Here is a 24,176-nt window from a genome sequence, read left to right as displayed (position 1 = left end):
CGAGACACGGCAGCTGTTGCACGCTCGCCACAGTGTCGCACGATTGTGTCACTCGCCCGACAGATTGCTCCAGATTGGCGGTTGATCGCTTGAGCGCATTATCGAGCCGCGATAGCCTTGTTCAGGGTGAAGTAAGATTTTGGATAATTTCCAAAAATTCCAGGGGTATCAGATGATCATGACCACACGCGCGCCTTCCCTTCGCAACCGCAACTGGCTGCTTGCTTCGGCGGCAACCCTGTCGCTCGTGATCGGCGGCACGGCGCACGCGCAATCGAGCGCGCCCGAGGGCTCGATCCTCTCGCCCCAGAGCGGCAGCCTCGATCCCAATGTCGTGATCTCGCTTCCCGGCACCTCGACCTCGGATATCGATACCAACAACATCACCGGTGTCGGCCAGATCGTCACTGACGAGAAGAACGGCTTTATCGGCCTGTGCACCGGCACGCTGATCAACCCGCGCACCGTGCTCTTCGCCGCACACTGCGTGAACGAGACTCCGGACGGTACCGCGGTCCAGGATCCCTGGGCCTATGGCACCGGCACTGGCCAGCTGCCGATCGGCGTCTTCTTCAACGCCAACAACAACGCAGCCGGAAATTCGGCGATCGGCCATTGGCTCAACGGCGTTGCCGGCGGCCCGAAGGATCTGACGCGGATCAACGAATACGCGTATAATATCAATCAGATCCTGTATAATTCGCAGTCGACCCTGCTCGGCGTGGGCAATAATTTCCTCCAGGCCGATATCGCCCTCGGCGTGCTCGATACCCCGGCGGCGAACGTCCCGACCTGGGCGCTTCTGTTCTCGGCCCTTCCCGCGCCGACCTCGACCAATCCGGTGACCGGCACCGGTTATCATGTCGAGATCACCGGCTATGGCGACAACGGCACCGGCAACACCGGCCAGGGCACAATCGATTTCCGCCGCCGCATCGCCGAAAATTATATCGGCCTGCTCGGCTCGCTCGACGATCAGGACACCTTCCTGTTCGGCGGACCCGATGGATTGCCGCAGAATCTGTACATGATGGATTTTGACGATCCAACGCGGGCAAACCCGTTTGATTTCAATATCTTCCCCGATAACGCAGCCAAGCACGAGGGCATCACCGCACCCGGCGATTCGGGCGGTCCGCTGATTCTCGACCGCGCCTATGCCAAGAAGCTGGTGATCGCGGTGCTCTCGGGCGGCGACCGTTTCTACGGCGCCCAGCCCGGCTCCAGCTATGGCACGACGAGCTTCTATCAGCCGCTCTATCTGTTCTGGGACTATATCGCCGCGAACAACCCCTATCGCTATGTCTCGGCACGTGCGGGCGACGGCAACTGGACTGACCCGACGCATTGGACGGTCAATGTCGATCCAGCCTATAATGTCCTCGTCAACGGCCAGCTGATGACCGGGGTGCCGACCACCCCGGGCACCGGCATCGCGGACACCTCACCGGGCTTCGGCTCGGTTTGCTATTTCGACGTGTGCGAAAACATCGTCACCGGCCAGGTGACGGTGAATGGTGTTCCGGTCAATGCGAGCGAGCCCGCCGCAACAGACGGCACGGGTGGCGTCGCCACCGGCCTGAGTTCGAATCTCCAGGCGCAGAACGGCAGCGCGCACGTCGCAGCCGCGGCACTGCCCTCGCCCACGCTCGCCAACGGCCTGCCGGGTGCGACCAATTTCGTGCCCAACAACATCAGCCCCAACGCAGCGTCGCAGACCAATGCGCGCTATTTCGACGTCACCCTGTCTGCGGCCGGCACCACAACGCTCGATTCAGCGGTAACGGTCGATCGCTTCACGATCTCGGGCGCAAGCTCGAAGCTCTCGGTCACCTCGACCGGATCGCTGACCAGCCTGATCAACATGAACCAGTATGACGGCGTGGTCGTGAACAACGGCGTGATGACTTCGGTCGGCGATTATCTGCTGCTCAGCGGCGCCGTCCAGGGCATTGGCCGCTTCAACGCGCCCTTTTTCAACAACATCACCGGCGTCATCGCACCAGGCACGGTGGGCGGCACCGGCACCCTCACCTTTGCCGGCAATTTGATCCTGTCGTCGGGCAGCGGCCTGATGCTCGATCTCGGCGCGAACGGCGTGTCGGACAAAGTCTCGGTGGTAACGACAGCCTTTGGTGCGAACCAGGTTCCGCTGAACGGCATCGCCAGCCTCGGCGGCACCGTCATGTTCAGCGCGGCAACCGGCTACACGATCCGCTATGGCGATACATACACGATCGTCACCGCACAGGGCGGCTTCGCCAAGGACGGCTCGGGGAACGTCATCAAGTTCAACAATGTGCTCCCGATCAGCGCGATCCTGACCCCGCGCCTCACCTACGGCACCAATGCGGTGACGGTCTCGATCGATGCCGGCAAATATGCCGACATCGTCGCCAACACCCCGGTGCAGAACGCCTTTGCCTCGCTGCTCGACGGCGATCGCGCCAATAATTACAATGCCTTGTGGAACCTCTACGGCCCGCTCGACCTTCAGAATGTGGGCACGATCCGGGGCACGCTCGAAAGCTGGGCGCCGCGCACCGAGACGAACCGCGATGCGCTCGGCACCGTGGCGGTCGACAATATGTCGCGCTTCTACCGCGACCATATCGAGTCGCTCCAGCCCGGCAATCTCGGCGGTTCGATCGCGATGATCGGCCATCCGTTCGAGATGGCGGCAAATCGCACGATGAACATGCCCGACACGCCCGAAGTGCGCAGCGATGCGGGCGAGACGGTGATGGCGGCCAAGCTCCCCGAGACGATGAGCGCGTTCGTCGCCGGCGGCTATCTGAACGGCACCAGCGCAACGATGCCGACGGCGCTCCCGGTCACGGGTCGCGACAAGTTCGACGGCTATTTCATCGCCGCTGGTGTCGAGAAGGAAGCCGGCTCGCACGGCGTGGTCGGCATCTCCTTCTCCTATAGCGATATCGGCGCGACACCCGCCTATGTCTCGCATGCGGCGAAGAGCCAGCTCTATGAGGGCACGCTGTACGGCAAGATCCAGAACGGCAGGGGCTTTGTCGCTGAAGCCATGCTCAGCGCCGGTTCCTTCAACTCGCAGACCGTCCGCAACGTCTCGCTGGTCGGCACGAACTATAGCCTGACCAGCAGGGATCGTTCGCTGATCGTCGCTGGCGAGGTCATTTTCGGCCAGGACTTCAATCTGGGTGCCCTCAAATTCGGGCCGCGGGTCGGGGTGCGCGCCTCGTCGATCATGTTCGACGATATCAACGAGCAGGGCGGCCCACCGGCGCTGACCTATTACCGCGACAGCTATGACAGCATCCAGACGCGTGCCGGGTTCCATCTGAGCGGCGGCAAGGTCGTGAAGCCGTATCTCTCGGCCTATGAAGTCCACGAACTTGGCGATGAGCCCGGCCTGGTCGCGGCGAACTTCACCGGTGCCATCGGGCCGACCGCACTGTTCGCAGTCGCCGGCCAGGACAAGGACTGGGCCGAGATCAGCGGCGGCCTTTCCTACAGCACCGGCAAGGTCGAGCTCTCGATCGGCGCCGACTCCACCATCTGGCGCACTGACGTGGCGAACCAGAGCTATCACGGCACGGTGAAGTTCAACTTCTGATCCGGCCCGGGCTCTTTCCGATCCAACAAAAAAGGGGCGGCTTCCTGTTGGAAACCGCCCCTTTCTTTCTGCCGTCGGGACCCCCGTCCCGGCGGCAACCTGGCGTCACCCCGCTGCCAGTTGTCTGTCCTCGCGCCGCGACCAGGCGATGAACGCGTCCTCGTCCATCGGCGCCGCGATCGCATAGCCCTGCATCACATCGCACCCGATCACCCGCATCACATCGGCCTGCGCCTGGGTCTCGATGCCCTCGGCCACGGCCTCGCAGCCAATGCCGTGGATCAGCCCGACGACGGCATGTGCGATCGTCCGCGCCTCGAAGTTCTCGACGATATGCTCAATCACGCTGCGGTCGAGCTTGACCCGGTCGACCGGCAGGTCGCGCAGCCGGGCGAGGTTGGAGAAGCCGGTCCCGAAATCGTCGATCGCGATCGTCGCGCCATCGGCCCGAAGCAGCGCGATCGCCTCGATCACGTCGTCGCTGCAATGCATGGCGAGCGTCTCGGTGATCTCGAGCTCGAGCAGCCGTGCCGGGGCATTGGCCGCCAGCATCGCAGCGCGCAGTCGCCTGAAGAAGCTCGCATGGTCGAGCTGCCGCGGCGAGATGTTGATAGCGAGCCGCTGCTCGATCCCCATGCGCCCCCAGCGCGCGATCGTCTCGGCGACCGTACCGATCACCCACTCGCCGATCTCGACGATCAGCCCGGTCTCCTCGGCACGCTGGATGAAGCTGCCCGGCAGCCGCATCCCGTCGCGCGGATGGCACCAGCGGATCAGCGCTTCGGCAGCCACTATCTCGCCGCCCCACACCGCGACCTGCGGCTGGAAGACCAGCCTGAACTCGCCCTGCTCGATCGCCTCGCGCAGCTCGCTCTCCAGCTGCACCCGGCCGGCGATCTGGCCTGCCAGCTCCTCGGTGAAATGCTCGGCACGGCCGCGGCCATTGGCCTTGGCGTGGTACATCGCGGCATCGGCTGCCCGCATGAGGTCCGTCAGGTTCTCGCCATGCTCGGGGCGCCGCGCAATGCCGATCGACGCGCCGATCTCGACATTGGTCCCCATCAGGTCGAACGGCTCGCTGAGCGCGAACAATACGCCGCGTCCGATCCGTGCCGCTTCGGCCGGATCGGTCACGCCCCAGAAGAACATCGTGAACTCATCGCCGGCCAGCCGTCCTATGAGCGGTGGCGACACCCCGACTTCGGTGCTCACCCGGTCAGCCACGGCGCGCAGGCGATTGGCGACCATGCCGAGCAGCATGTCCCCCATCGCATGCCCCATCGTGTCGTTGACTGTCTTGAAGCGATCGAGGTCGATGAAGAACAAAGCCGCGCCCGCGCCCGGCGCCATGTCGGTCAGCGCCAGCTCGCAGGTCCGGCGAAAGTTGGTGCGGTTGGGAAGCGAGGTGACCGGGTCGAACATCGCCAGCCGGTGGACGCTGTCCAGATTGGCGCCCAGCTGGTGGAACAGGCCGTTCATCGCTGCGGCGAGTTCCGGCACATTGGCCGCAATCTCGGGCGGGATCTCCCCATCGAGATCGCCATGCGCTGCACGCGCGAGTCGCGCGATCGCGGCATCGATCGCCGCTGCCGTCCCGGCGATGGAGCGCTCGGCCGCCGCCCAGCACATCACTGCGCACACCACCGCGGGGATCAGCGCGTGCGCCACATTGGTGATGCTGTTCTGGCCGCTAGAGGTGGCGACAAGCGCAAGAATGAACGCGACCGCACCGGCGCACATCGCGAACACGATCGCGCGGCTCTTGAGCGATACACCTTCCATCGCGATCCCGGGAGCCCCTACCGCCGCGGACAATGTCATCCGGCTGATCGGGCATTATACGGAGCGAAAGGTTAAGACTTTCGATGATCCTTGGTGCGGCGCAGCACGATATAAAGCGCTCCATTCCCGCCGTGCCGCGGGTGCGCCCCACGCACCGCGGCGATCGACCCGGCATGCCGCGAACCCGCGAGCCAGTCTCCCACCGCGGCCCGGATCGCACCCCGGGCATGGGGTCGCTCGCTCGTCGGTACCGGCGGCTTGCCGGTGACCAGCAGGATCACCCGATCCCCGTCGCGAACCGCGCGTTCGAGCGCTGAATCGAGCAAGGCATGGGCCGTCGCGAGATTATGCCCGTGCAGGTCGATCGAGCGATCCGGCGAGACCAGCCCGCGCGACAATTGCTTGTCCCAGCTGCCGTCGAGCGTGGTGCCGGGAATGGGCCGCGCCGCGGAGGCTGGGGCGCGTGGCGCCGGCAGCTTCTTGACCGGCGCCACGTTCGGGACACGGCTTCTGGCGGCAGGCGCGGGCGCCACCGCGACCGGAGGCGCTGATGGCGTAGCGCGAGGCCGGATCGGCCGCACGCTCGCCATCACCCGCGCCCAGAGCGCTGCTTCGTCAGGGGTTAGTGGGCGCATCCGCCCTCTCAGCCGCGAGCCGGGCGAGCGTGCCGACCGGCAGCAGCACGAACGCAGTGCCGTGCGCCGCCATCCCGCCCGCAGTCGCCCGCGCCTCGTCCCCGGCGCCCCAGAAGGTGTCGAAGCGGTTGCTGCCCCGGATCGCGCCACCGGTGTCCTGCGCGACCCACAACCCGCTCGCATCAGCGCGGTCCATCGACAGGAAGACGGGCGCGCCAAGCGGCACGAACCGCGGATCGGCTGCGGCGGACACGCGCGGCGTCACCGCCAGGCCAAGCGCGCCAAGTGGCGGCCCGTCCAACTCGTGGAAGAACACGAAGCTCTTGTCCTCGTGCATGATGTTGCGCCCTTCCTCAGGATGCTCATGCAGCCACTGGAGAATGCCCTGCATGGAGGTCTGCCCAGGCCCAAGCAGGCCGCGCTGCTTCATCAGCGCGCCGATACCCGTATAGTCGCGCCCGTTCTGGCTGTCATAGCCGACCCGCATCACGGAACCATCGGGAAGCCGCAGCCGTCCCGATCCCTGGATCTGGAGGAAGAAGAACTCGGCCGGATCGGCAGCCCAGGCGATGATGTGGGCATGGTTGTTCAGCGCACCATCATCGATCGCCGCGCGATCATGATACGGCACCAGGCTGGTGCCCTCGACCCGCCCGCGGACCTTCTTGCCTTTGAGATCAGCGTTGAACAGGCCGAGATCGACGTCGACCAGATTGTCCGGCCGTCCATATATGGGCACATCATAGCCCGCGCGGCGATCGCGCGAGCCGGCGATCTCGGGCTCGTAATAGCCGGTCGCGAAAGCCTTGCCGTCACCGACCTGCACTGCCTCGAACCACTGCGCGAAGAACCCTCGTGCATCGCCCCTGAAATCAGTGGCAGCGGCGCAGGCGGGCTGCCAGTCAGTGCCCCGCGTCAGGCCGGAGCTGTCAGCGCGGCGCATCAGCGAAGGGCAGGAAAGCCGAAACGCCGCAACTGCCCGAGCGGCCTGGTCCGCGGAGATCGATAGCGTGCGAACAGATGGCCCAGCAGCCACACCGGCTTTGACAGCATTCACCGCCCCGGGCGTCGCCGTAGCGGGAACAGGCGTAATCGGCGTCGCCGGAACTGGCTTCCGAACCGGCGCAACCGGGCGAGTCGAGGGAGTCTCGGCGTGCGGTACGATCCCGCCGCTACAGGCGCTCAGCATCAGCGCGAGCGCCGCAATCCCCCCGCGCCGCTTCACGCCTTCACGCCTCGTCGGTGTCGGCAAGCTTCCAGTTCGGATCGCTGCTCTTCAGCGTCCGCGCGAAGGTCCAGACGTCGTGCGTCTCCTCGGCATCGCTCATCGACCCGGCGATGAGGTTGCCCTCGGCATCTCGCGTGACCGCTGCGATATCGGCGTCGAAGCGCACGGTGATCCGCGCCAGCTTGCCGTCGACCGAAGCGTCGGCGATGATCGCGCGCTCGATCGACACCAGCCGGTTGTCGAGCACATGCCCGGCAGTGGCCCGCGCGGCGATCGCCTCGGCAAAGGCGGCCCGCACATCCTCCTCGACCAGCCAGCCGAGCGCTTCCTCGTCGCCCTTCCAATAGGCTTCGAGGATCATGCGATACGCGCCCTGCGCGCCTTCGAGGAACTGGCCAACGTCGAAGCTCGGCTCAGCGGACACGATCGCACGAAGGCCGGGTTCGGCCCGCGGATCGATGTTGCGATTGGAGATCTCGCGCGGCTCCTGCACGATCTCAATCGGGCGCGGCATCGTCGTCGGCGGCGCGCGCTCCTCGACCGGCTTGGGCAGCAGGGGTTGTTCATGGCCCGTCCGCTTGCCGAGGACCATGTAAAGACGCAGGCCGAGAAATCCGGCCAGCATCGCGAGAAGAAGTACTACAACCACCTTGCCTCCAATATCGGCTGGGTATCTACATAGGCGTAACGCGCCAGTGATTCAAATGGCACCAATCCGGTCGTATGTCCGAGCCGTTGAACTGCTCGCCGCCCCCTGCTACGCGCGCCATCGCTGGCACGCCACAGGGCATTGCCGATTATTTAGATCTTTGAGGATGAACTTTCGATGGACGAGCAGGACGACGGCATCATCACGGGCACCGAGCCCCTTCCCAATGGGGCCGACACGGCGCCTGCGGTCGGCCTGCTTTCGCAATATGTGAAGGACCTGTCGTTCGAGAATCCCAATGCGCCGGCGATCTATCAGGTCCAGGCGGCGCCGCAGATCGACATCCAGTTCAATATCGGTACCGGCCAGGTTGGCGAGGACGTGCATGAGGTGATCCTCCGCGTCGAAGTCCGCGCCGAGATCGAGGGCCAGGTCGCGTACCTGGTCGATCTCGCCTATGCCGGGCTGTTCGGCCTGCGCAACATTCCGGCCGAGCATCTCCAGCCCTTCCTGCTCGCCGAAGCGCCGCGCCTCCTCTTCCCGTTCGCGCGCCGCGTGCTCGCCGATGCGGTGCGGGACGGCGGCTTCTCGCCGCTGCTGCTCGAGCCGATCGATTTCGGCGCGATCTACATGCAACAGGCCGAAGCCCAGGGCGTGACCACCGCGGAAACCGGCACGGCCTGATTCGGCCGGTTTTCTAAGGACTGTATCAATGAACCTCACGCGCGCGCTGGGATCGGTGGGCGGGCTCACCCTTGCCAGCCGCGTGTTGGGGCTGGTGCGCGATTCGCTGTTCGTCAGTTTTGTGGGCGCCGGCTTTGCGTCGGACGCCTTTCTGGTCGCGTTCCGCCTGCCCAACATGTTCCGCGCGCTGTTCGCGGAAGGCGCCTTTTCAGCTGCGTTCATCCCGATGTTCAACCGCAAGGTCGGGGACAAGGACGGCCCCGGCCTGCCAGCCGGCATAGCGTTTGCCGAAGACGCGCTGTCAGTGCTGCTGCCGGTGCTGATCTTCATGACGCTGATCATCGAGATCTTCGCCTGGCCGGTGACATTCCTGATGTCCGGCAAGTTTAACGGCGTCAGTAACGAGCAGTTCGCCTTCGCGGTCGAACTGTCGCGCTACACCTTCCCCTATCTCCTGTTCATCAGCCTGGTGTCGCTGCTCGGCGGCATCCTCAATTCGCTGCACAAATTCTGGGTGAACGCGGCCGCGCCGATCCTGCTGAACCTGACGCTGATCATGGCCCTGCTGCTCTTTCACAGCCACGATCCCTATGTGACGGCGCGCAACCAGGCGATCGCAGTCAGCGTATCGGGCGTCCTGCAACTGCTGTGGCTCGCCCAGGCCTGCTGGTCGAGCGGCGTCAAGCTGCGCATCCGGCTGCCGCAGCTCAACCCTGACGTGAAGCGGCTGATGGCGTTGATCTGGCCCGCGGCGGCCGGCGCAGGCGCGGTACAGATCAATCTGGTTATTTCGACGGCCCTGGCCGCATCGCTCCTCGCCCACGGATCGGTGACCTATATCTATACGGCCGACCGGGTGAACCAGCTGCCGCTCGGCTTGATCGGCATTGGCCTCGGCACCGTCCTGCTGCCGCTGATCTCGCGCCAACTCGCCGCCGGCGAGGAGAAGGCCGCGATGGAGACACAGAATCGGGGCATGGAGCTCGCGCTGCTGCTGACCCTGCCTGCCACGGTCGCGTTGGTGCTATGCGGCGCGCCGATCGTCGCCGCGCTGTACGAGCATGGCAGGTTCAATGCGCAGGATACCTATTTCACTGCCCAGGCGCTCTCCGCATTCTCGATCGGCCTGCCGAGCTACATCCTCGTGAAAGTGCTGACGCCGGGCTATTATGCTCGCTCCGACACCAAGACGCCGGTCCGCTATGCGATGATCAGCATGGCGGTGAACCTCATACTCAACCTCGCCTTCATCGTGCCGCTCAGACATATGGGTCCGCCGCTGGCGACGGCACTTGCTTCAACCGTCAACACCTTCCTGCTCTACCGCACCTTGCGGAAGCGCGGCCATTTCGAGCCTGACCAGCGACTGCTCCGGCGCGCATGGCGGCTGGCTGTGGCTGCCTTGGCAATGGGCTTCATCCTGTGGCTGCTGCAGGGCCTGCTGACTCCCTATACTCACGGAAGCTGGGAGGTTCGAACCATGGCGATGCTGGTGCTGGTCGCCGCCGGCACGGTGGTCTATGCGATCGCGACGTTCGTCCTCGGCGCTTTCACCCGCGACGATCTGGCCTTCCTCCGGCGCAAGCGCGCCGCCTGAAACGAGAATAATATGCGCGTCGTCTCCGGCATTCAGCCCACGGGCAATCTCCATCTCGGCAATTATCTCGGCGCGATCAGGCAATGGGTCGCGATGCAGGATGCGATGAAGCCGGGCGAGGAGTGCCTGTTCTTCCTCGCCGATCTCCACGCCCTCTCGCAGCCGCTGGTGGCGGCCGAGCTGACCGCCAACTCGATCGAGATGGCGGCGGCCCTTCTGGCGTGCGGCATCGATCCGGACCGTGCGATCCTGTTCAACCAGGCCCGCGTGCCGGCGCATAGCGAGCTCGCCTGGATTCTCGGCGGTACCGCGCGGATGGGCTGGCTCAACCGCATGACTCAGTGGAAGGACAAGGCAGGCAAGAGCGGCGAGACGCAGAGCGTCGCCATGTTCACCTATCCGGTGCTGCAGGCGGCCGATGTGCTGCTCTATCAGGCGACTCACGTGCCGGTCGGCGACGACCAGAAGCAGCATCTCGAGCTTGCCCGCGACATCGCGACCAAGTTCAACAATGATTTCGGCGTCGAGCTCTTCACCCTGCCCGAACCCTTCGTCTCCAAGGCCGCCCCGCGCATCATGTCGCTGCGCGAAGGGAGCGCGAAGATGTCCAAGTCCGATCCGTCGGACATGTCGCGGATCAATCTGATCGATAGCGACGATCTGATCGTGCAGAAGATCAAAAGGGCAAAGACAGACCCCGAACCCCTGCCCCTCACCTTTGCGGATCTTGCCGCGCGGCCCGAGGCGAAGAATCTGGTGACGATCTACGCGGCTCTTGCCGAAAGCTCGACTGACGCTGTGATGGCTGAGTTTGGCGGCAAGGGCTTCGGCGCGTTCAAGCCGGCGCTCGCCGATCTTGCAGTGGCGATCCTCGGCCCAATTCGCGAGCGGATCACGCAGTTGCAGAGCGAGCATGAGGCGATCGGCCAGGCGCTTGCGAAGGGCGCTGCAAGGGCCAGCGCGATCGCAGCGCCGACCTTGCTTGCGGCGCAACGCGCGGTGGGATTGCACGTCTGACGAGGGCTGTGGGCGACGGCTTGCGGCCTTCCCGTTCAAGCGCTATTCATAACGGGTCCGCTACAATTGCAACCGCTTGAACTCACTGCGCTTTCCCTCGATACCCCCTCGATACCAAGGTCGCAAAAGCCATGAAGATGCTCTCCATCGCCGCAATCGCCCTGCTGACGCTTGGCGGTTGTGCGGCGCCGTTCGACGCCAAGGTATCGCGCTTCCAGCAACTCGCGCCGCCGACCGGGCAGAGCTTCGTCATCCAGGCAGGCGATCCGAAACTCGATGGCGGGATCGAGTTCGGCCAATATGCCCAGATCGTCTCGGCCAAGCTGGCAAGTGCTGGATACCGCCCAGCGACCGACCCTGCGCATGCCGATCTTGTGGTGAAGCTGGGCTATGATGTCGACAAGGGCCGCGAGAAGACAATCGGCACTGGCCTCTCACCCTATGGCGGTGGGTTCGGCTTTGGCTATGGCAGCCCCTATGCGCGCGGCTTTGGAGGCCCTTATGGCTATTATGGCCGCAGCCGCTTCGCCTTTGGCTTCTACGATCCGTTCCTGTTCGACGATGACGGCGTGACGAGCTTCACTGTCTATACCAGCGAACTCGATCTGAGGATCGACCGGACCGACAACGGCCAGCGCGTGTTCGAAGGCACCGCCAAGGCGCAGTCGCGCAGCGACGACCTGCCCTATCTGGTGCCGAAGCTGGTCGAGGCGATGTTCACCGGCTTCCCGGGCAATTCGGGCGAGACGGTGAAGATCACGATTGCGCCCGAGAAGAAGTAACGGCGGATAGCCTCCTCCCGTTCACGGGAGGAGGTTGAAATGGGTCAGCCCTCAAGCTCGCGGAGCAATGTCCTTACTGCGCCATCGATCTCGCGATCCTTGTCGCGCAGTTCCTCGATACGGCGGACCGCGTGGATCACTGTCGAGTGATCGCGCCCGCCGAACTTGCGGCCGATCTCGGGCAGCGAACGCGTGGTCAGCCTTTTCGCCAGATACATCGCGATCTGACGTGGCCGCGCAACCACCACAGCGCGACGCGCCGAGACGAGGTCGATCGGCTTAAGCTCGAAATGCGCCGACACCGCACGCTGGATCTCGTCGATCGTCACCCGCCGCTCGGCACCGCGCAGCACATCGCCGAGCGTCGCCACTGCGAAGTCCATGTCGATCGTCTCGCCGGTCAGCTGCGCATAGGCGATCAGCCGGTTCAGCGATCCCTCGAGATCACGGATATTGGCGGTGATCCGCGTTGCGAGCAGATCGAGCACATCCTCCGGGACCCGGGCATCGGGTTGATCGGCGAGCTTGCGATCGAGGACCGCCCGGCGCAGCGCCAGATCGGGCAGCTTGATATCGGCGACCAGCCCGACCGACAGGCGCGACGTGATCCGCGCCTCGATACCGTCAAGCCCCTGCGGGCAGCGATCAGCGCTGATCACCAGCCTTTTGCCGGCCGCCATCACTTCGCTGACGGTGTGGAAGAATTCCTCCTGCGTGGAGTCCTTGCCCGCGATGAACTGCACATCGTCGACGATCAGCAGGTCAGCCGCGCGCAGGCGGGCCTTGAAGGCATGGGTGTCGCGGTCGTTCTGGCGCTGCGCGCGTGCACGGACCGCCTGGACGAACTCGAACATGAAGCGTTCGGCGGACATCACGATGACGTTCGCGTCAGGGCATGCCTCGAGATAGGCTGCGCCGATCGCGTGCATCAGATGCGTCTTGCCCTGCCCGGTGGCGCTGTGGATGAACAACGGGCTGAAACGGGGCGTGCCCGGCTCGGCCAGCGCACGCGCCGCGTTGAACGCGACCCGGTTGCTGTGATCGACCACGAACCGGTCGAAGGTGAAACGCGGATCGAGTTGCGGCCGCGCCGATGGCTCGACCGGTGCCGGCGCCGCATCACTGGCCACGACCGACAAGATCGCGGGCTTTGCCGAAGCGGCCCGAGTCTCGATAGAGACGCTGCGGACATCGGGCAGGATCGAGCGGAATTCCTGGAAGAGGCGGTCCGCATAATGGTTGCGGACCCAATTGGTCATGAAGGCGGACGGCAGCGCAAGCCGCACGGTATCACTGTCCGAACCGTCAACCAGCTCGATCGGCTTCAGCCATTGGTCGAAGAGGCGAACGCCGGCCGACTCGCGCAGATGACCGCGCACAGTGCCCCAGGCCTTCGCAACCTCATCGCGCMTTACAGCGTCTCTGGTTACCGTTCCCGCCAACACCCAATCCTTCCCCGGAGCGCCGAGGCACATGTGCCTCGCGCCGCCTTGTTCTTCACAGACAAAGGCTCCCCCCAGCCGGAATCCCCGTCCGCCTGACTTCGAAGCTCTCAATTAGGTCGCGAGACGGAATCGTCTGCGCGGCGAGGGGCGATTTATGAAGATCAAACCGAGTCGGGCAAGACCCCAAGCCGTAACAAAACCGAAATAAACGGGATTGACTCGGAAGGAGCCAAGGATTCCCGTCAAAAATCGTATAATATGCTCGAATTGCACGATTATCTCAGGAAACTCAGCGCGAATCACTCGCGAATCGTGGTGAATCCTGACTTTTCCCGCATTGGGTATGGTTGAGAACTCAAAACACGACGCGCGTATCGTGCGCCATGTTTTCGCCGATGCGGAACACGACAAAAAACCCGCCGGAACGATCCGGCGGGTTTTTGTCCCTGCCCGCTTAACGCAGGTTAAGCGAGTGCGGTGAGGCGCTTGGTGAGGCGCGCGAACTTGCGCGACGCGGTGTTCTTGTGGAGCACGCCCTTGGCGACCCCGCGCGCCAGCTCAGGCTGCATCTGCGCCATGGCCGCGGTTGCCGCGTCCTTGTCGCCCGACGCCAGCGCGGCCTCGGCCTTCTTCACGAAGGTACGGATACGGCCAACACGGTTGCCGTTCACTTCAGCGCGACGTGCATTACGCCGGATTCGCTTTTTCGCCTGTGGCGTGTTCGCCATGAAGCCCTCTGATCTGATATAGAAAAGGGCGCGAACGGCAAAGCTCGCGGCCCCGGAAAGCGGGCCTCTTACGCACGAAGAGTGAGTCGGTCAACCGCTCAACGCTGGCATTTCGGGCACCAGAAGGTTGAACGCCCCCCTTCGACATATCGTTTGACCGTTCCGCCGCAGTCACAGGGCTCGCCCTCGCGGCCATAGACGAGCCATTGCTTCGAGAAATAGCCGAGTTCCCCGTCGGGCCGGGCATAGTCGCGCAGGGTCGATCCGCCGGCCTCGATCGCCGCCGCCAGCACTGTCCGCACCGCTTCCACCAGCCGTTCGAGACGTGGCAGCGATATCCGTCCCGCAGCCTTTGCCGGGGCGATTCGGGCAAGATGGAGCGCCTCGCAGACATAGATGTTGCCGAGGCCCGCCACGATTCGCTGGTCGAGCAGCATTCCCTTGATCGACGCGGTGCGTCCGGCGAGCGCAACGAGCAGATAGCCGGGCGTAAACTCGGACCCAAGTGGTTCCGGCCCCATCACCACAAAGGGCGGATATACGGCGAGCGATTCGGTCTCGACGAGATCGAGCGAGCCGAATCGGCGCGGGTCGTTGAGCGCCAGCCGGTGCTTCTCGGTGTCGATGATCACATGATCGTGCGGCAACAGCTCGGACGGATCGATTCGCCAGCGTCCCGACATGCCGAGATGGAAGATCAGGGTGTCGCCGCGATCGGTGTCGATCAGGCCATATTTGGCGCGGCGGCCAAGCCCGGTCACGATCGCGCCCGTCAGGCGCTGTCCGAGATCGACCGGGATGGCTTTGCGCAGATCGGCGCGGCGCGCCTGGACGCGCGCGATGCGCTGCCCCTCAAGCACTGGACGCAGGCCGTTGACCGTGGTTTCGACTTCGGGAAGTTCGGGCATTGATACTCTTTCGACGTGGACGGTTTGCTATGGCCGCGCCCTCGGCTAGAGCGCCCTCATGAACGATACTGTTTCCTTCGGCTATGAAGAGGTTGCTCCGGACGAGAAGACCCGCCGGGTCGGTGGCGTCTTTTCGAGCGTGGCCTCACGCTACGACATCATGAACGACGCGATGTCGGGCGGCATGCACCGCTTGTGGAAGGACCGCTTCGTCCGGCGGGTGAAGCCGCGCGCGGGCGAGCAGATCCTCGACATGGCGGGCGGCACCGGGGACATCGCGTTCCGGCTGGCCAAATCGGGCGCCGCCGTGACGGTGGCCGATATCAACCCGCAGATGCTCGAAGTCGGCATGGAACGCGCACAGAAGCGCGGCATCGACGGGCTGGTCTGGACGGAGGCGAATGCCGAGACGCTCGCTTTTCCCGACCGCTTCTTCGATGCCTATACCATTGCCTTCGGCATCCGGAACGTTACCGACATTCCCAAGGCCCTGCGCGAGGCGCACCGGGTGCTCAGGCGCGGCGGGCGGTTCTTCTGCCTGGAATTCTCGACGACGCTGTGGCCGGGCTTTGCCGAAATCTACGATGCCTATTCACACAAGATGGTGCCCAAGCTCGGCCAGCTGCTCGCGCAGGACGCGGACAGCTATCGTTATCTGATCGAATCGATCCGCCGCTTCMCGGACATGGCCCGGTTCGAAGCGATGATTGGCGAGGCCGGCTTCGTGCAGTCGCGAGTCGAACCGATGCTTGGCGGCCTTGTCGCGATCCATAGCGGCTGGAAGATTTGAGCCTGCTCCGATGACCGCGCCCGCCGTGCATCTCTGGCGGCTCCTGAAATGGGGCCGCATCCTCGCGCGCCACGGCGCGCTCCGCGGCATCGAGCGGGATGTGAACACGCCGCCACGGATCAAGCGCCTCGCGCGCATCGCCCGGTTTGGCGCCCGCATACCAGAGACGCCGGCCTATGCCGATGCACTGCAGGCGATCGGCCCGGCGGCGATCAAGCTCGGCCAGACGCTTGCGACCAGACCGGACATTGTCGGCGAGGTTGCGGCAAAGGACTTGATGCGCCTCCAGGACGCGCTGCCGCCTCTGCCGTATGAAACCATCCACGCCGCCATGACACGCGCATTCGGACGTCCGCCCGAGGACCTGTTCGCGTTAATTGATCCGGTGCCGGTCGGTGCCGCGTCGATCGCGCAGGTCCACCGGGCAGTCACCACCGATGGCCGCGACGTGGCGGTCAAGGTGCTGCGTCCCGGGGTCGAGGAGGAGTTCGCGCGGGCGATCGACACTTATCAATGGGCAGCGGCCCAGATCGAGGCGATGGGCGGCGAGCTTTCGCGCCTGCGCCCGCGCCTCGTCATCGAGACGTTCAAGCGCTGGACTGCACGCGAGCTCGACCTGCGGCGTGAGGCAGCCTCAGCCTCCGAGCTGGCCGAGGCGATGACGGCGCAGCCCGATTATGTCGTCCCGGCGATCGACTGGCAGCGGACCACCACCCGGGCGCTGACGATTGCCTGGGTCGACGGCATCAAGATCTCGGATCGTGCGGCGCTGGTTGCCGCAGGGCATGATCTGCCGAAACTGGCCGACACTCTGGTCCATGCCTTTCTGCGTCAGGCAATCGCTGAGGGGTTCTTCCATGCCGATATGCATCAGGGCAACCTGTTCGCGCTGCCCGACGGGCGCATCGCGGCAATCGATTTCGGCATCATGGGCCGGATCGACCGTCGCGCACGGGTGTGGCTGGCCGAGATCCTCTACGGGCTGATCACCGGCAATTATAAGCGCGTCGCCGAGATCCATTTCGAGGCGGGCTATGTGCCGGCGCATCACAATGTCGCCGAGTTCGCGACGGCTCTCAGGGCGGTCGGCGAGCCGATGCGCGGGCTTGCAGTCAAGGATATGTCGATCGGCATGATGCTCGACGGCCTGTTCAACATCACCCGCGATTTCGACATGCAGACCCAGCCGCATCTGTTGCTGCTGCAGAAGACGATGGTGATGGTCGAGGGCGTGGCGACCAGCCTCGACCCCGATATCAACCTCTGGGATTCAGCCGCACCGTTCGTGCGCGAGTGGATCAGGACCGAGCTTGGCCCGGAAGCGGCCGTGGCGGACCGGATCATCACTGATCTGCGCACCCTCGCCCGGTTGCCGGAGCTGATCCGCAATATCGAGCTGCGCTATCCTGCCCCGGGCGGCGCGCCGCCTGCGCCGCCGCTGAAGGAAATCGAGATCGTCAGGATCGGCGGTGGCTGGCGCTATGTCGCGGTCGCGGCGGTGACGGCGCTGGTGACGCTGGCTGCCACCTGGCTAGTATTGGGATAGAATTGGCGCGCCCCCTCGCCCCCTTCTGGCTAACCACGCCGAGCCGGTTCGCCACGCTGAAACGGCCCGCCGCCTGTTGGGCACTTGCCCTGCTTGCCATCCTGCTCGCCGTCAGCCTGACCGCGCTTGCCAGCCCGGGCCCACCTCCGGTCAGCCACGACCCCGCCCAACGCGCCGATGACGAAGCCGATGTGGTCCTCTATGAATCGATCGTCGCAGGCGTGCGAGGTGGCGGCGAATATTATGCGGTCACCGCTGAGGCGCTGCGCACCGGCAATTATCCGCTCAAGCCCTTCGTTACCTTTCGCCTGCCGACGCTCGCCCTGTTGCAGGCTGCGCTGCCGCATGAGGTGACGGTTGCGCTGCTCTATGCCCTCGCAGTCGGCGTCATGCTCGCCTGGTTCGTTCGGCTGCGTCCGGCGCTGGCCCGCCCGCCGCCCATCCTGATCGCTTTGGCATTGCTCGCTGGAGGCATGGTTGCCTTCGTCCAACCCGAGCTGGCGAGCTTCCATGAGGTCTGGGCCGGGCTGCTGATCGCCTTGTCGCTGGCGCTGCGCCGGCCCGAACGCTGGATCGAAGCCGTCGCGGTCGGGATGATGGCAATGCTGATCCGCGAGACCGCGGCGCTCTATGTCGGCATCATGGCGGTGCTCGCCCTTGCCGGGGGGCACCGGCGCGAGGCGATCGGCTGGTTCGCGACCATCGCTGTCTTCGCTATCGTTATTGCCTTCCATGCGCATGCCGTGGCGCAGGTGGTGCGCCCGATCGATCCCGCTTCGCCGGGCTGGGCCGGGATGCTCGGCTTTGGCTTCTTCGTGAAGACAATGACTCTTTCGACTGCGCTGAACCTCGCGCCGCAATGGCTTGCCGCCCTGCTGCTCGGCCTCGCTCTGTTCGGCTGGTCGGTGTGGAACGATGCGCTGGCCTTGCGCGCGCTTGCGGTCTTTGCCGGCTATGGGATGTTGCTCTCTCTGTTCGGGCGGACCGACACCTTCTATTGGGGGTTGATGGTCGCGCCAACGATCCTGATCGGCCTCGCCTTTGTGCCGGACGGCCTGCGTGACCTTGTCACGGCGGCGCTCGACAAGCGGCGGATCATAGTGACCAGAGTGTCGAGATAGGGGTTGAGCCGATGAAGATCCTGCTCATCGTCGGCGGCGGTATCGCAGCATATAAGGCATGCGAACTGATCCGCCTGTGCCGCAAGGCCGGGATCGAGGTGCGCTGTGTGCTCACAGCAGGGGGCGCGCATTTCGTCACGCCGATGACGCTCGCGGCGCTATCCGAGAACCAGGTGTTCACCACGCTCTGGGATCTCAAGGACGAAGCCGAGATGGGGCATATCCAGCTCAGCCGCGAAGCCGACCTCATCGTCATCGCGCCGGCCACCGCCGATCTGCTCGCGAAGATGGCGGCGGGGATTTGCGACGACCTCGCGACGACGCTGCTGCTCGCGACCGACAAGCCAGTGCTCGCAGCGCCCGCGATGAATGTGCGGATGTGGCAGCATGCCGCAACCCGGCGCAACGTCGCGACCTTGCGTGGGGACGGTGTGACGATCCTCGAGCCCGACGAGGGGCCGATGGCCTGTGGCGAATTCGGCCCCGGCCGCCTACCCGAGCCGGAGGCGATTCTCGCCGCGATCCGCCACCAGCTTTCAGCCTGACCCATGACTTTGGCTGGCAAGCATGTCCTCGTGACGGCGGGGCCGACGCATGAGCCGATCGACCCGGTGCGCTATCTCGCCAACCGCTCTTCGGGCCGGCAGGGCTTTGCGATTGCCGCCGCGCTGGCGCAGCTCGGGGCGCGGGTGACGTTGGTGGCGGGCCCGGTGACGCTGGCCACGCCACCGGGCGTCACGCGGATCGATGTGGAAACCGCGCGGGAGATGGCGAGCGCGGTGGAACGGGCACTGCCCGCCGACGCTGCGGTCATGGTCGCGGCGGTGGCGGACTGGCGGGTCGAAGGTGCCGGCCAGAAGCTCAAAAAGGGCGTGGTCCCGCCTGTCCTCCACCTGGTGGAGAATCCCGACATCCTCGCCGGGCTGGCGAAGAGCCCGGACCGGCCGAAGCTGCTGATCGGCTTCGCCGCCGAGACCGAGAAGGTGATCGAGCATGCCAGCGCCAAGCGGCTGCGCAAGAGCGTGGACTGGATTATCGCCAATGACGTCTCGGGCGACGTGATGGGGGGCGAGGCCAATGCCGTGCATATCGTTACGGCGGACGGCGTCGAGAGCTGGGAACGGCTGCCCAAGAGCGAGGTTGCCCGGCGGCTGGCCGACCGGATCGCCGCCGCCCTGCCCGCCTGACCCCGGCCACCGCCCTTTCCTTTTCCCGGCAAAAGAAGAAGAGCGCTTGGCTTCTGATGCCTTCTGCTCGACAACTCCCAGACGCCCGATAGTGAGAGACAATGACCAACCCGATCACAATCCTGCTTAAGCGCCTTCCCCATGGCGAAGGCTTGCCACCGCCCGCTTATGCGACGGAGGGCGCTGCTGGTATGGACGTGGTCTCGGCCGTTGACGCGACACTCGCACCGGGCGCCCGGGCTGCCATACCGACCGGCTTCGCGATCGCGATCCCTGCCGGCTATGAGGTCCAGGTCCGGCCGCGCTCGGGGCTCGCGCTCAAGCACGGCGTCACCTGCCTCAACACGCCGGGCACGATCGACAGCGATTATCGCGGCGAAGTGCAGGTGATCCTGATCAATCACGGCCAGGCGCCGTTCGCGATCGCCAGGGGAGACCGGATCGCCCAACTCGTTCCGGCCCCGGTCCAACGCGCGGTGCTGGACGAAGTCGAAACGCTGGAGGATACCACTCGCGGGAGCGGGGGGTTCGGATCCACGGGGCGCTGATGCTGGCATTTTTGCTTTTGCAGGCTGCGGCAGCGGCATCGCCAGTCCCGACTGATTGGTCGGCGCTCGCGCCGCTGCCGTATCTGACCGCGCCGCAGATGACGCCGCCGCTGGCGCGCTTCGTCGCGGACGAGATCGCCGCCGGCCGCTGTTCGGTACCCAGGCCAGCCGATGGCCATTATCTGGTTAAGGTCGATGTCGCGACATTGGTCGCGGCGGACGGTTCGGTCCGCCGCGCAGTGCCCCATGCGATCGCCTGCCCGACCGTCGAGCAATATAGCGTTGGGCTGGTCCTCAAATTCGCGCGCGCCAACCTGCCGCCGCGTGCCGGTGCCGCCGATCAATGGTACCGCGCGACCATCGTCTATGATTGGGGCGGATGAGCCTGACTGACGCAGAGCTTGAGCGCTACGCTCGCCACATCGTGCTGAGAGAGGTCGGCGGTGCGGGCCAGACGAAACTGCGCAGCGCCACCGTCGCGGTGATCGGCGCGGGCGGGATCGGTTCGCCCGCGATCCAGTATCTCGCCGCGGCCGGGATCGGGAGACTGATCGTGATCGACCATGATCTGATCGAGCTGTCGAACCTGCAGCGCCAGACGTTGTTCGGCGATGAAGACATCGGCACTGCCAAGGTCGATGGTGCTAGCCGAGCTGTTGCCCGACTTAATCCGGGCGTGGCCGTCGAAGCGCGTCGGGAACGGATCGACGCCGGCAATGCCGGTGCGCTCATCGCAGGCGCTCAGGTCGTGCTCGACGGGACCGACAATTTCGCGACACGCCTCGCTGTCGCCGACGCAGCGCTGGCCGCACGCATCCCGCTGGTTTCCGCCGCGGCGGGGCAGTTCGAGGGCCAGCTCGGCCTGTTCCGGGGCTGGGAGCCGGACAAGCCCTGTTATCGCTGCTTCGTCGGCACTGATCCCGACCGCGCCGAGACGAGCTGCGCCGAAGCCGGCGTGCTCGGCGCGATGACCGGCGTGATGGGAAGCCTTGCGGCGCTCGAGGCAATGCGCGCCGTCACCGGCTTCGGCGAAGACAGCGCGGGCAAGCTGTTGCTGGTCGACGCGCTCGCCTTCCGCTTCCGCACGATCATTTTGCCGAAGGACCCAGGCTGCCCGCACTGCAGCTAACTTCGATTGCCATGCAGCCTCAGGATCATTGAGCCTATAGCTGCTTCGCCAAATTCCCTGTTCCGGCCGCATTAACAGGGAAATTTTTCTTTTTTTCTCGGCGCTCGATAGCCGTTGTTCAGTAATATCAATGACTTGCCTTTTTCGACGCTCGAATAACAGGGAAATTTTCGGCGATAACAGGGAATTTCCGCGCCACAGTGGGGATTTTTTGACGCGAAGAAGCTTCGGGTCTCCTTATCTTGACGGTCATTTCAAAGAGCGAAAACCGGAGCCTGGCGGTCTTGCGTCCGGACTCATATGCGGCAATCCGCATCGGCGTTGAATCAAGATCGCGCGGTCAATGGCGAAAAAGCCCGGCCGCCGGGATGTCAGGCGCGCCGATAAAGCTCGTAGCGGCGCTCGACGAGCCGCGCCGCGTGATCGCCGGGAATATTCTGGAGCAACGATCGGTTACTGAGCTGGAGGAAGACGATCATGATCGGCAGCATCACTGCCTGCGCGCTCAGCAGGACAGCGAAGCCGAGCGCGTTGGTCGCCCATCCAGGTATCGCCAGATCAGTGAAGAGCCGGATGCAGATCACGACGATTACCGCCAGGATCGCGAGCGCGAAGATGCCAGCGCTCGCGAGCAGGATGCGGACGAAGACGGTGTCGATGAATACCGATATTGCGCCGAGGCCGTGCGTGATGAGACTGACCAGCTTCATATGCGACCGCCCGGCGTAACGCGCTCCACGTGCGGTCGGGACGCGGTGGATCGGGATCTTCGCCTGGATCAGCGTGGCTGCGAAGTTGTTCCAGATATTGGCATTGTGGACGAGCCGGCCGACATGTTCGCGCGTCAAAACCGAGAAATTGCCGAAATCGATCCGGTTGCCGGTCAGTGCACGGAAGATCTGGACATAGAGCCAGTAGAAGAAGCGGAAACCAAGAGTCTCCGACCGTTTGAAGCGCTGCGCGACGACCGCCGTGCCGGGCCGGGCTGCTGCCGTATCGACCATGCGCTTCAGCTCGGCAGGAACGTCCTCGCCGTCCGAATCCATGATCGCCACGGTTTCGGCGCCCGCTTCGCGATCGGCATGCACGAGACCGATTGCGATCGCCCGCTGGTGGCCGACATTCATCGTCAGCCTGAGTATCGTCACACTCGCTATGCTGCCGGAGAGCACCGGAACGACAGGCGGCGCGTTCGAGCAATCATCCACCGCCATGATCTCGACGTCATATTGATCCGCCGGCAGGGCAGCTTCGATATTGCGCAGCAAATGACCGAAAGATTCCCAGTCATCATAGACCGGCGTAATGATCAGGAGCGGCTTCGGGGTCTGTTGGCCATCAGAGGTCGACTGACGCACTCTTCATCCCGATCCTGCCGATGCTCGCTTAGATGAATGGACGAGCGACCGACACCGCGCAATGGCAAACAAAAGACGGCTCAAGCCGAGATGCACGAACGGGCGCCTATTGGCTGGCCATCGCTTCCGCCCTTGGCTAGTGCCGGCTCTATCGACGGAACCCAGGGGGCAAGGTGAGCGAGACTATCGAAGGGCCCTGGTTCCGCGCCGTTCGCCGCAAGCCCATTCTCGTCGTCGCCGCGCTCGCTTTCCTCGCGCTGATCGCCCTGGTCGCAAGGTCGCCTGGCCGATATCTCAATGACGAGCGCTATTATATCGAGGGCGCGTGGCTTCTCACCAGAGGCGCCAGCTTCTGCGAATTCCTGCTCGCACCGCTGAACACCCCCGCCGGCCCGCTTTACCCGACCCTGCAATGGCTATTGTCCCCACTTACCGGACTGCAGCCTCGGGCGGTGCGCATTCCCAATCTCGTCCTGCTGGCGACGGCAAGCGGCGCGATCGCCTATGCGATGGGGCGATGGCGGCTGACCGATCCCCTGGCGCGCGCCGCCATGGTGCTGGCGCTGCCGATCATCTGGGTGAGCGCAGGCATGGCGTTCACCGAAATGCCGGCATTCGCCTTTGCGAGCTTCTCGCTCGCGGCCTCGGCCTGGGCGATGTCCGGCAAAGCGGAATCGCGGATCCGTATATGGCTCGGCTTCGCGGTCGCTGGAATCTGTTTCGGCATAGCGATCCTGGGGCGGCAACCTTATCTGCCCGCAGCCGGCAGTTTCCTGCTGATCGCAGCATTCGAGCCACGATTCCGCTGGCCGGCCTTGCTGGCGGCTTTACTGTCCTGTGCAGTTCCGCTTCCCGTCTTCCTACTCTGGGGCGGCCTTGTCGCACCCCGTGTCGCATGGGTTGGTGGCGTCGATCTCGCCCATGGTGCGCTTGCCTCTGCTTATCTGTCAGCGCTCATCCTGATCCTGGCCCCCGCCTATTTCATGACGAAATGGAAATGGTCGCTTGTCGCCGGGTTGGTCGTCGGGCTCGCGGTCTTGCCGTTCGGCGGCTTGCCGGCGACTGTGGCGGCAGGCGTTGCTGTGCATCTGCCGCCCACGCTCGCGCACCTTTTCCAGCTCACCCTTTCAGTCGTTCTGGTCGGCGGCGGAGCGAGCGTGATCGTGGCGTCCGCCGTCAACATCCTGGCGCGCCGTGACGACCGGATCTTCATCCTGATGGTGCTGCTTACGCTGGGTATGACCTCGACCGCAGCTGCGATCGCTCATCTTTTTTCGTCGCGTTATCTGATGGCTGCCTTCCCGTTCGCCTTGTTTGCGGTGCAACCCTATTTCACGCCGTCCCGCTGGGCGGCGGCACGGCTGGCCGCAGGGGCGTTGTGCGGGTACCTGTCGCTCGCGCATTATTTGAACTGGGTAGCGCCTACTGGCTAATCGCATATTTGTCGCAG

The 24,176-nt window shown here is 64.6% G+C and carries 20 protein-coding genes and 1 pseudogene; 13 read left to right on the top strand and 8 right to left on the bottom strand.

Annotated elements, in window-relative coordinates:
• The first annotated feature begins 172 nt into the window (after positions 1–172).
• Complete coding sequence (locus AC1DVS_RS12220) at positions 173–3,592, top strand: autotransporter domain-containing protein (protein ID WP_478023337.1); 3,420 nt, start codon at positions 173–175, stop codon at positions 3,590–3,592.
• 105 nt (positions 3,593–3,697) lie between these two features.
• Here the strand turns inward: AC1DVS_RS12220 and AC1DVS_RS12215 are convergent, their stop codons facing one another.
• The 4 genes from AC1DVS_RS12215 to AC1DVS_RS12200 all read right to left on the bottom strand — a co-directional run bounded on the left by AC1DVS_RS12215 (position 3,698) and on the right by AC1DVS_RS12200 (position 7,886).
• On the bottom strand, positions 3,698–5,374 hold the full coding sequence (locus AC1DVS_RS12215) for a putative bifunctional diguanylate cyclase/phosphodiesterase (protein WP_478023743.1): 1,677 nt from the start codon (positions 5,372–5,374) through the stop codon (positions 3,698–3,700).
• A gap of 71 nt (positions 5,375–5,445) precedes the next feature.
• Positions 5,446–6,009, bottom strand: coding sequence for a Smr/MutS family protein (locus tag AC1DVS_RS12210; RefSeq protein WP_478023335.1), 564 nt, complete (start codon positions 6,007–6,009; stop codon positions 5,446–5,448).
• Complete coding sequence (mltA, locus tag AC1DVS_RS12205) at positions 5,990–7,198, bottom strand: murein transglycosylase A (RefSeq protein WP_478023741.1); 1,209 nt, start codon at positions 7,196–7,198, stop codon at positions 5,990–5,992. The genes AC1DVS_RS12210 and mltA overlap by 20 nt, the downstream gene beginning before the upstream one ends.
• 40 nt (positions 7,199–7,238) lie before the next feature.
• A complete protein-coding gene (locus AC1DVS_RS12200) occupies positions 7,239–7,886 on the bottom strand; it encodes a Tim44/TimA family putative adaptor protein (RefSeq protein ID WP_478023333.1) in 648 nt (215 codons plus the stop codon).
• A 177-nt stretch (positions 7,887–8,063) separates the two neighbouring features.
• Here AC1DVS_RS12200 and secB point away from each other — a divergent pair, with 177 nt between their 5' ends.
• The 4 genes from secB (at position 8,064) to AC1DVS_RS12180 (ending at position 11,966) form a co-directional block, all read left to right on the top strand.
• Positions 8,064–8,570 carry a protein-export chaperone SecB gene (gene secB, locus AC1DVS_RS12195; protein ID WP_478023331.1) on the top strand — a complete coding sequence of 169 codons (507 nt, stop codon included), beginning with the start codon at positions 8,064–8,066 and terminating at the stop codon, positions 8,568–8,570.
• A gap of 28 nt (positions 8,571–8,598) precedes the next feature.
• Positions 8,599–10,167: a murein biosynthesis integral membrane protein MurJ gene (gene murJ / locus AC1DVS_RS12190; RefSeq protein ID WP_478023329.1), complete on the top strand. Its 1,569-nt coding sequence runs from the start codon at positions 8,599–8,601 to the stop codon at positions 10,165–10,167.
• Between the two features lie 12 nt (positions 10,168–10,179).
• Positions 10,180–11,184 (top strand): tryptophan--tRNA ligase, encoded by a 1,005-nt coding sequence (gene trpS / locus AC1DVS_RS12185; RefSeq protein WP_478023327.1) that lies wholly within the window; start codon positions 10,180–10,182, stop codon positions 11,182–11,184.
• Positions 11,185–11,315: 131 nt separating this feature from the next.
• Positions 11,316–11,966: a DUF4136 domain-containing protein gene (locus AC1DVS_RS12180; protein ID WP_478023325.1), complete on the top strand. Its 651-nt coding sequence runs from the start codon at positions 11,316–11,318 to the stop codon at positions 11,964–11,966.
• Between the two features lie 44 nt (positions 11,967–12,010).
• On the opposite strand, the gene dnaA is transcribed toward AC1DVS_RS12180, so the two are convergent.
• The 3 genes from dnaA to mutM form a co-directional block, all read right to left on the bottom strand.
• Complete coding sequence (gene dnaA, locus AC1DVS_RS12175) at positions 12,011–13,441, bottom strand: chromosomal replication initiator protein DnaA (RefSeq protein ID WP_478023324.1); 1,431 nt, start codon at positions 13,439–13,441, stop codon at positions 12,011–12,013.
• 434 nt (positions 13,442–13,875) lie between these two features.
• On the bottom strand, positions 13,876–14,139 hold the full coding sequence (rpsT, locus tag AC1DVS_RS12170; protein WP_478023322.1) for a 30S ribosomal protein S20: 264 nt from the start codon (positions 14,137–14,139) through the stop codon (positions 13,876–13,878).
• A 98-nt stretch (positions 14,140–14,237) separates the two neighbouring features.
• Positions 14,238–15,047 carry a bifunctional DNA-formamidopyrimidine glycosylase/DNA-(apurinic or apyrimidinic site) lyase gene (mutM, locus tag AC1DVS_RS12165; protein ID WP_478023320.1) on the bottom strand — a complete coding sequence of 270 codons (810 nt, stop codon included), beginning with the start codon at positions 15,045–15,047 and terminating at the stop codon, positions 14,238–14,240.
• A 58-nt stretch (positions 15,048–15,105) separates the two neighbouring features.
• Here mutM and AC1DVS_RS12160 point away from each other — a divergent pair, with 58 nt between their 5' ends.
• The 7 genes and pseudogenes from AC1DVS_RS12160 to AC1DVS_RS12130 all read left to right on the top strand — a co-directional run bounded on the left by AC1DVS_RS12160 (position 15,106) and on the right by AC1DVS_RS12130 (position 21,368).
• Complete coding sequence (locus tag AC1DVS_RS12160; RefSeq protein ID WP_478023318.1) at positions 15,106–15,837, top strand: class I SAM-dependent methyltransferase; 732 nt, start codon at positions 15,106–15,108, stop codon at positions 15,835–15,837.
• A 10-nt stretch (positions 15,838–15,847) separates the two neighbouring features.
• Positions 15,848–17,383 (top strand): 2-polyprenylphenol 6-hydroxylase, encoded by a 1,536-nt coding sequence (ubiB, locus tag AC1DVS_RS12155; protein WP_478023316.1) that lies wholly within the window; start codon positions 15,848–15,850, stop codon positions 17,381–17,383.
• Between the two features lie 2 nt (positions 17,384–17,385).
• Positions 17,386–18,504 carry a hypothetical protein gene (locus AC1DVS_RS12150; protein WP_478023314.1) on the top strand — a complete coding sequence of 373 codons (1,119 nt, stop codon included), beginning with the start codon at positions 17,386–17,388 and terminating at the stop codon, positions 18,502–18,504.
• A gap of 11 nt (positions 18,505–18,515) precedes the next feature.
• Positions 18,516–19,691: pseudogene (coaBC, locus tag AC1DVS_RS12145) on the top strand (bifunctional phosphopantothenoylcysteine decarboxylase/phosphopantothenate--cysteine ligase CoaBC).
• A 101-nt stretch (positions 19,692–19,792) separates the two neighbouring features.
• A complete protein-coding gene (gene dut / locus AC1DVS_RS12140) occupies positions 19,793–20,239 on the top strand; it encodes a dUTP diphosphatase (RefSeq protein ID WP_478023312.1) in 447 nt (148 codons plus the stop codon).
• Positions 20,239–20,622 carry a hypothetical protein gene (locus AC1DVS_RS12135; RefSeq protein WP_478023310.1) on the top strand — a complete coding sequence of 128 codons (384 nt, stop codon included), beginning with the start codon at positions 20,239–20,241 and terminating at the stop codon, positions 20,620–20,622. Before dut ends, AC1DVS_RS12135 begins: the two co-directional genes overlap by 1 nt.
• Positions 20,619–21,368 (top strand): HesA/MoeB/ThiF family protein, encoded by a 750-nt coding sequence (locus AC1DVS_RS12130; RefSeq protein ID WP_478023308.1) that lies wholly within the window; start codon positions 20,619–20,621, stop codon positions 21,366–21,368. Before AC1DVS_RS12135 ends, AC1DVS_RS12130 begins: the two co-directional genes overlap by 4 nt.
• A gap of 371 nt (positions 21,369–21,739) precedes the next feature.
• Here the strand turns inward: AC1DVS_RS12130 and AC1DVS_RS12125 are convergent, their stop codons facing one another.
• Positions 21,740–22,726 carry a glycosyltransferase gene (locus AC1DVS_RS12125; RefSeq protein ID WP_478023306.1) on the bottom strand — a complete coding sequence of 329 codons (987 nt, stop codon included), beginning with the start codon at positions 22,724–22,726 and terminating at the stop codon, positions 21,740–21,742.
• A 173-nt stretch (positions 22,727–22,899) separates the two neighbouring features.
• On the opposite strand from AC1DVS_RS12125, the gene AC1DVS_RS12120 reads away from it, so the two are divergent.
• Entirely contained in the window at positions 22,900–24,159 is a 1,260-nt protein-coding gene (locus AC1DVS_RS12120; RefSeq protein WP_478023304.1) for a hypothetical protein, read from the top strand.
• Positions 24,160–24,176 lie beyond the last annotated feature (17 nt).

The sequence above is a fragment of the Sphingomonas sp. P3_C5 genome (assembly GCF_056402635.1).
Note: the sequence above shows the minus strand (reverse complement) of the source record. Positions and strands in the feature narration are given on the sequence as shown.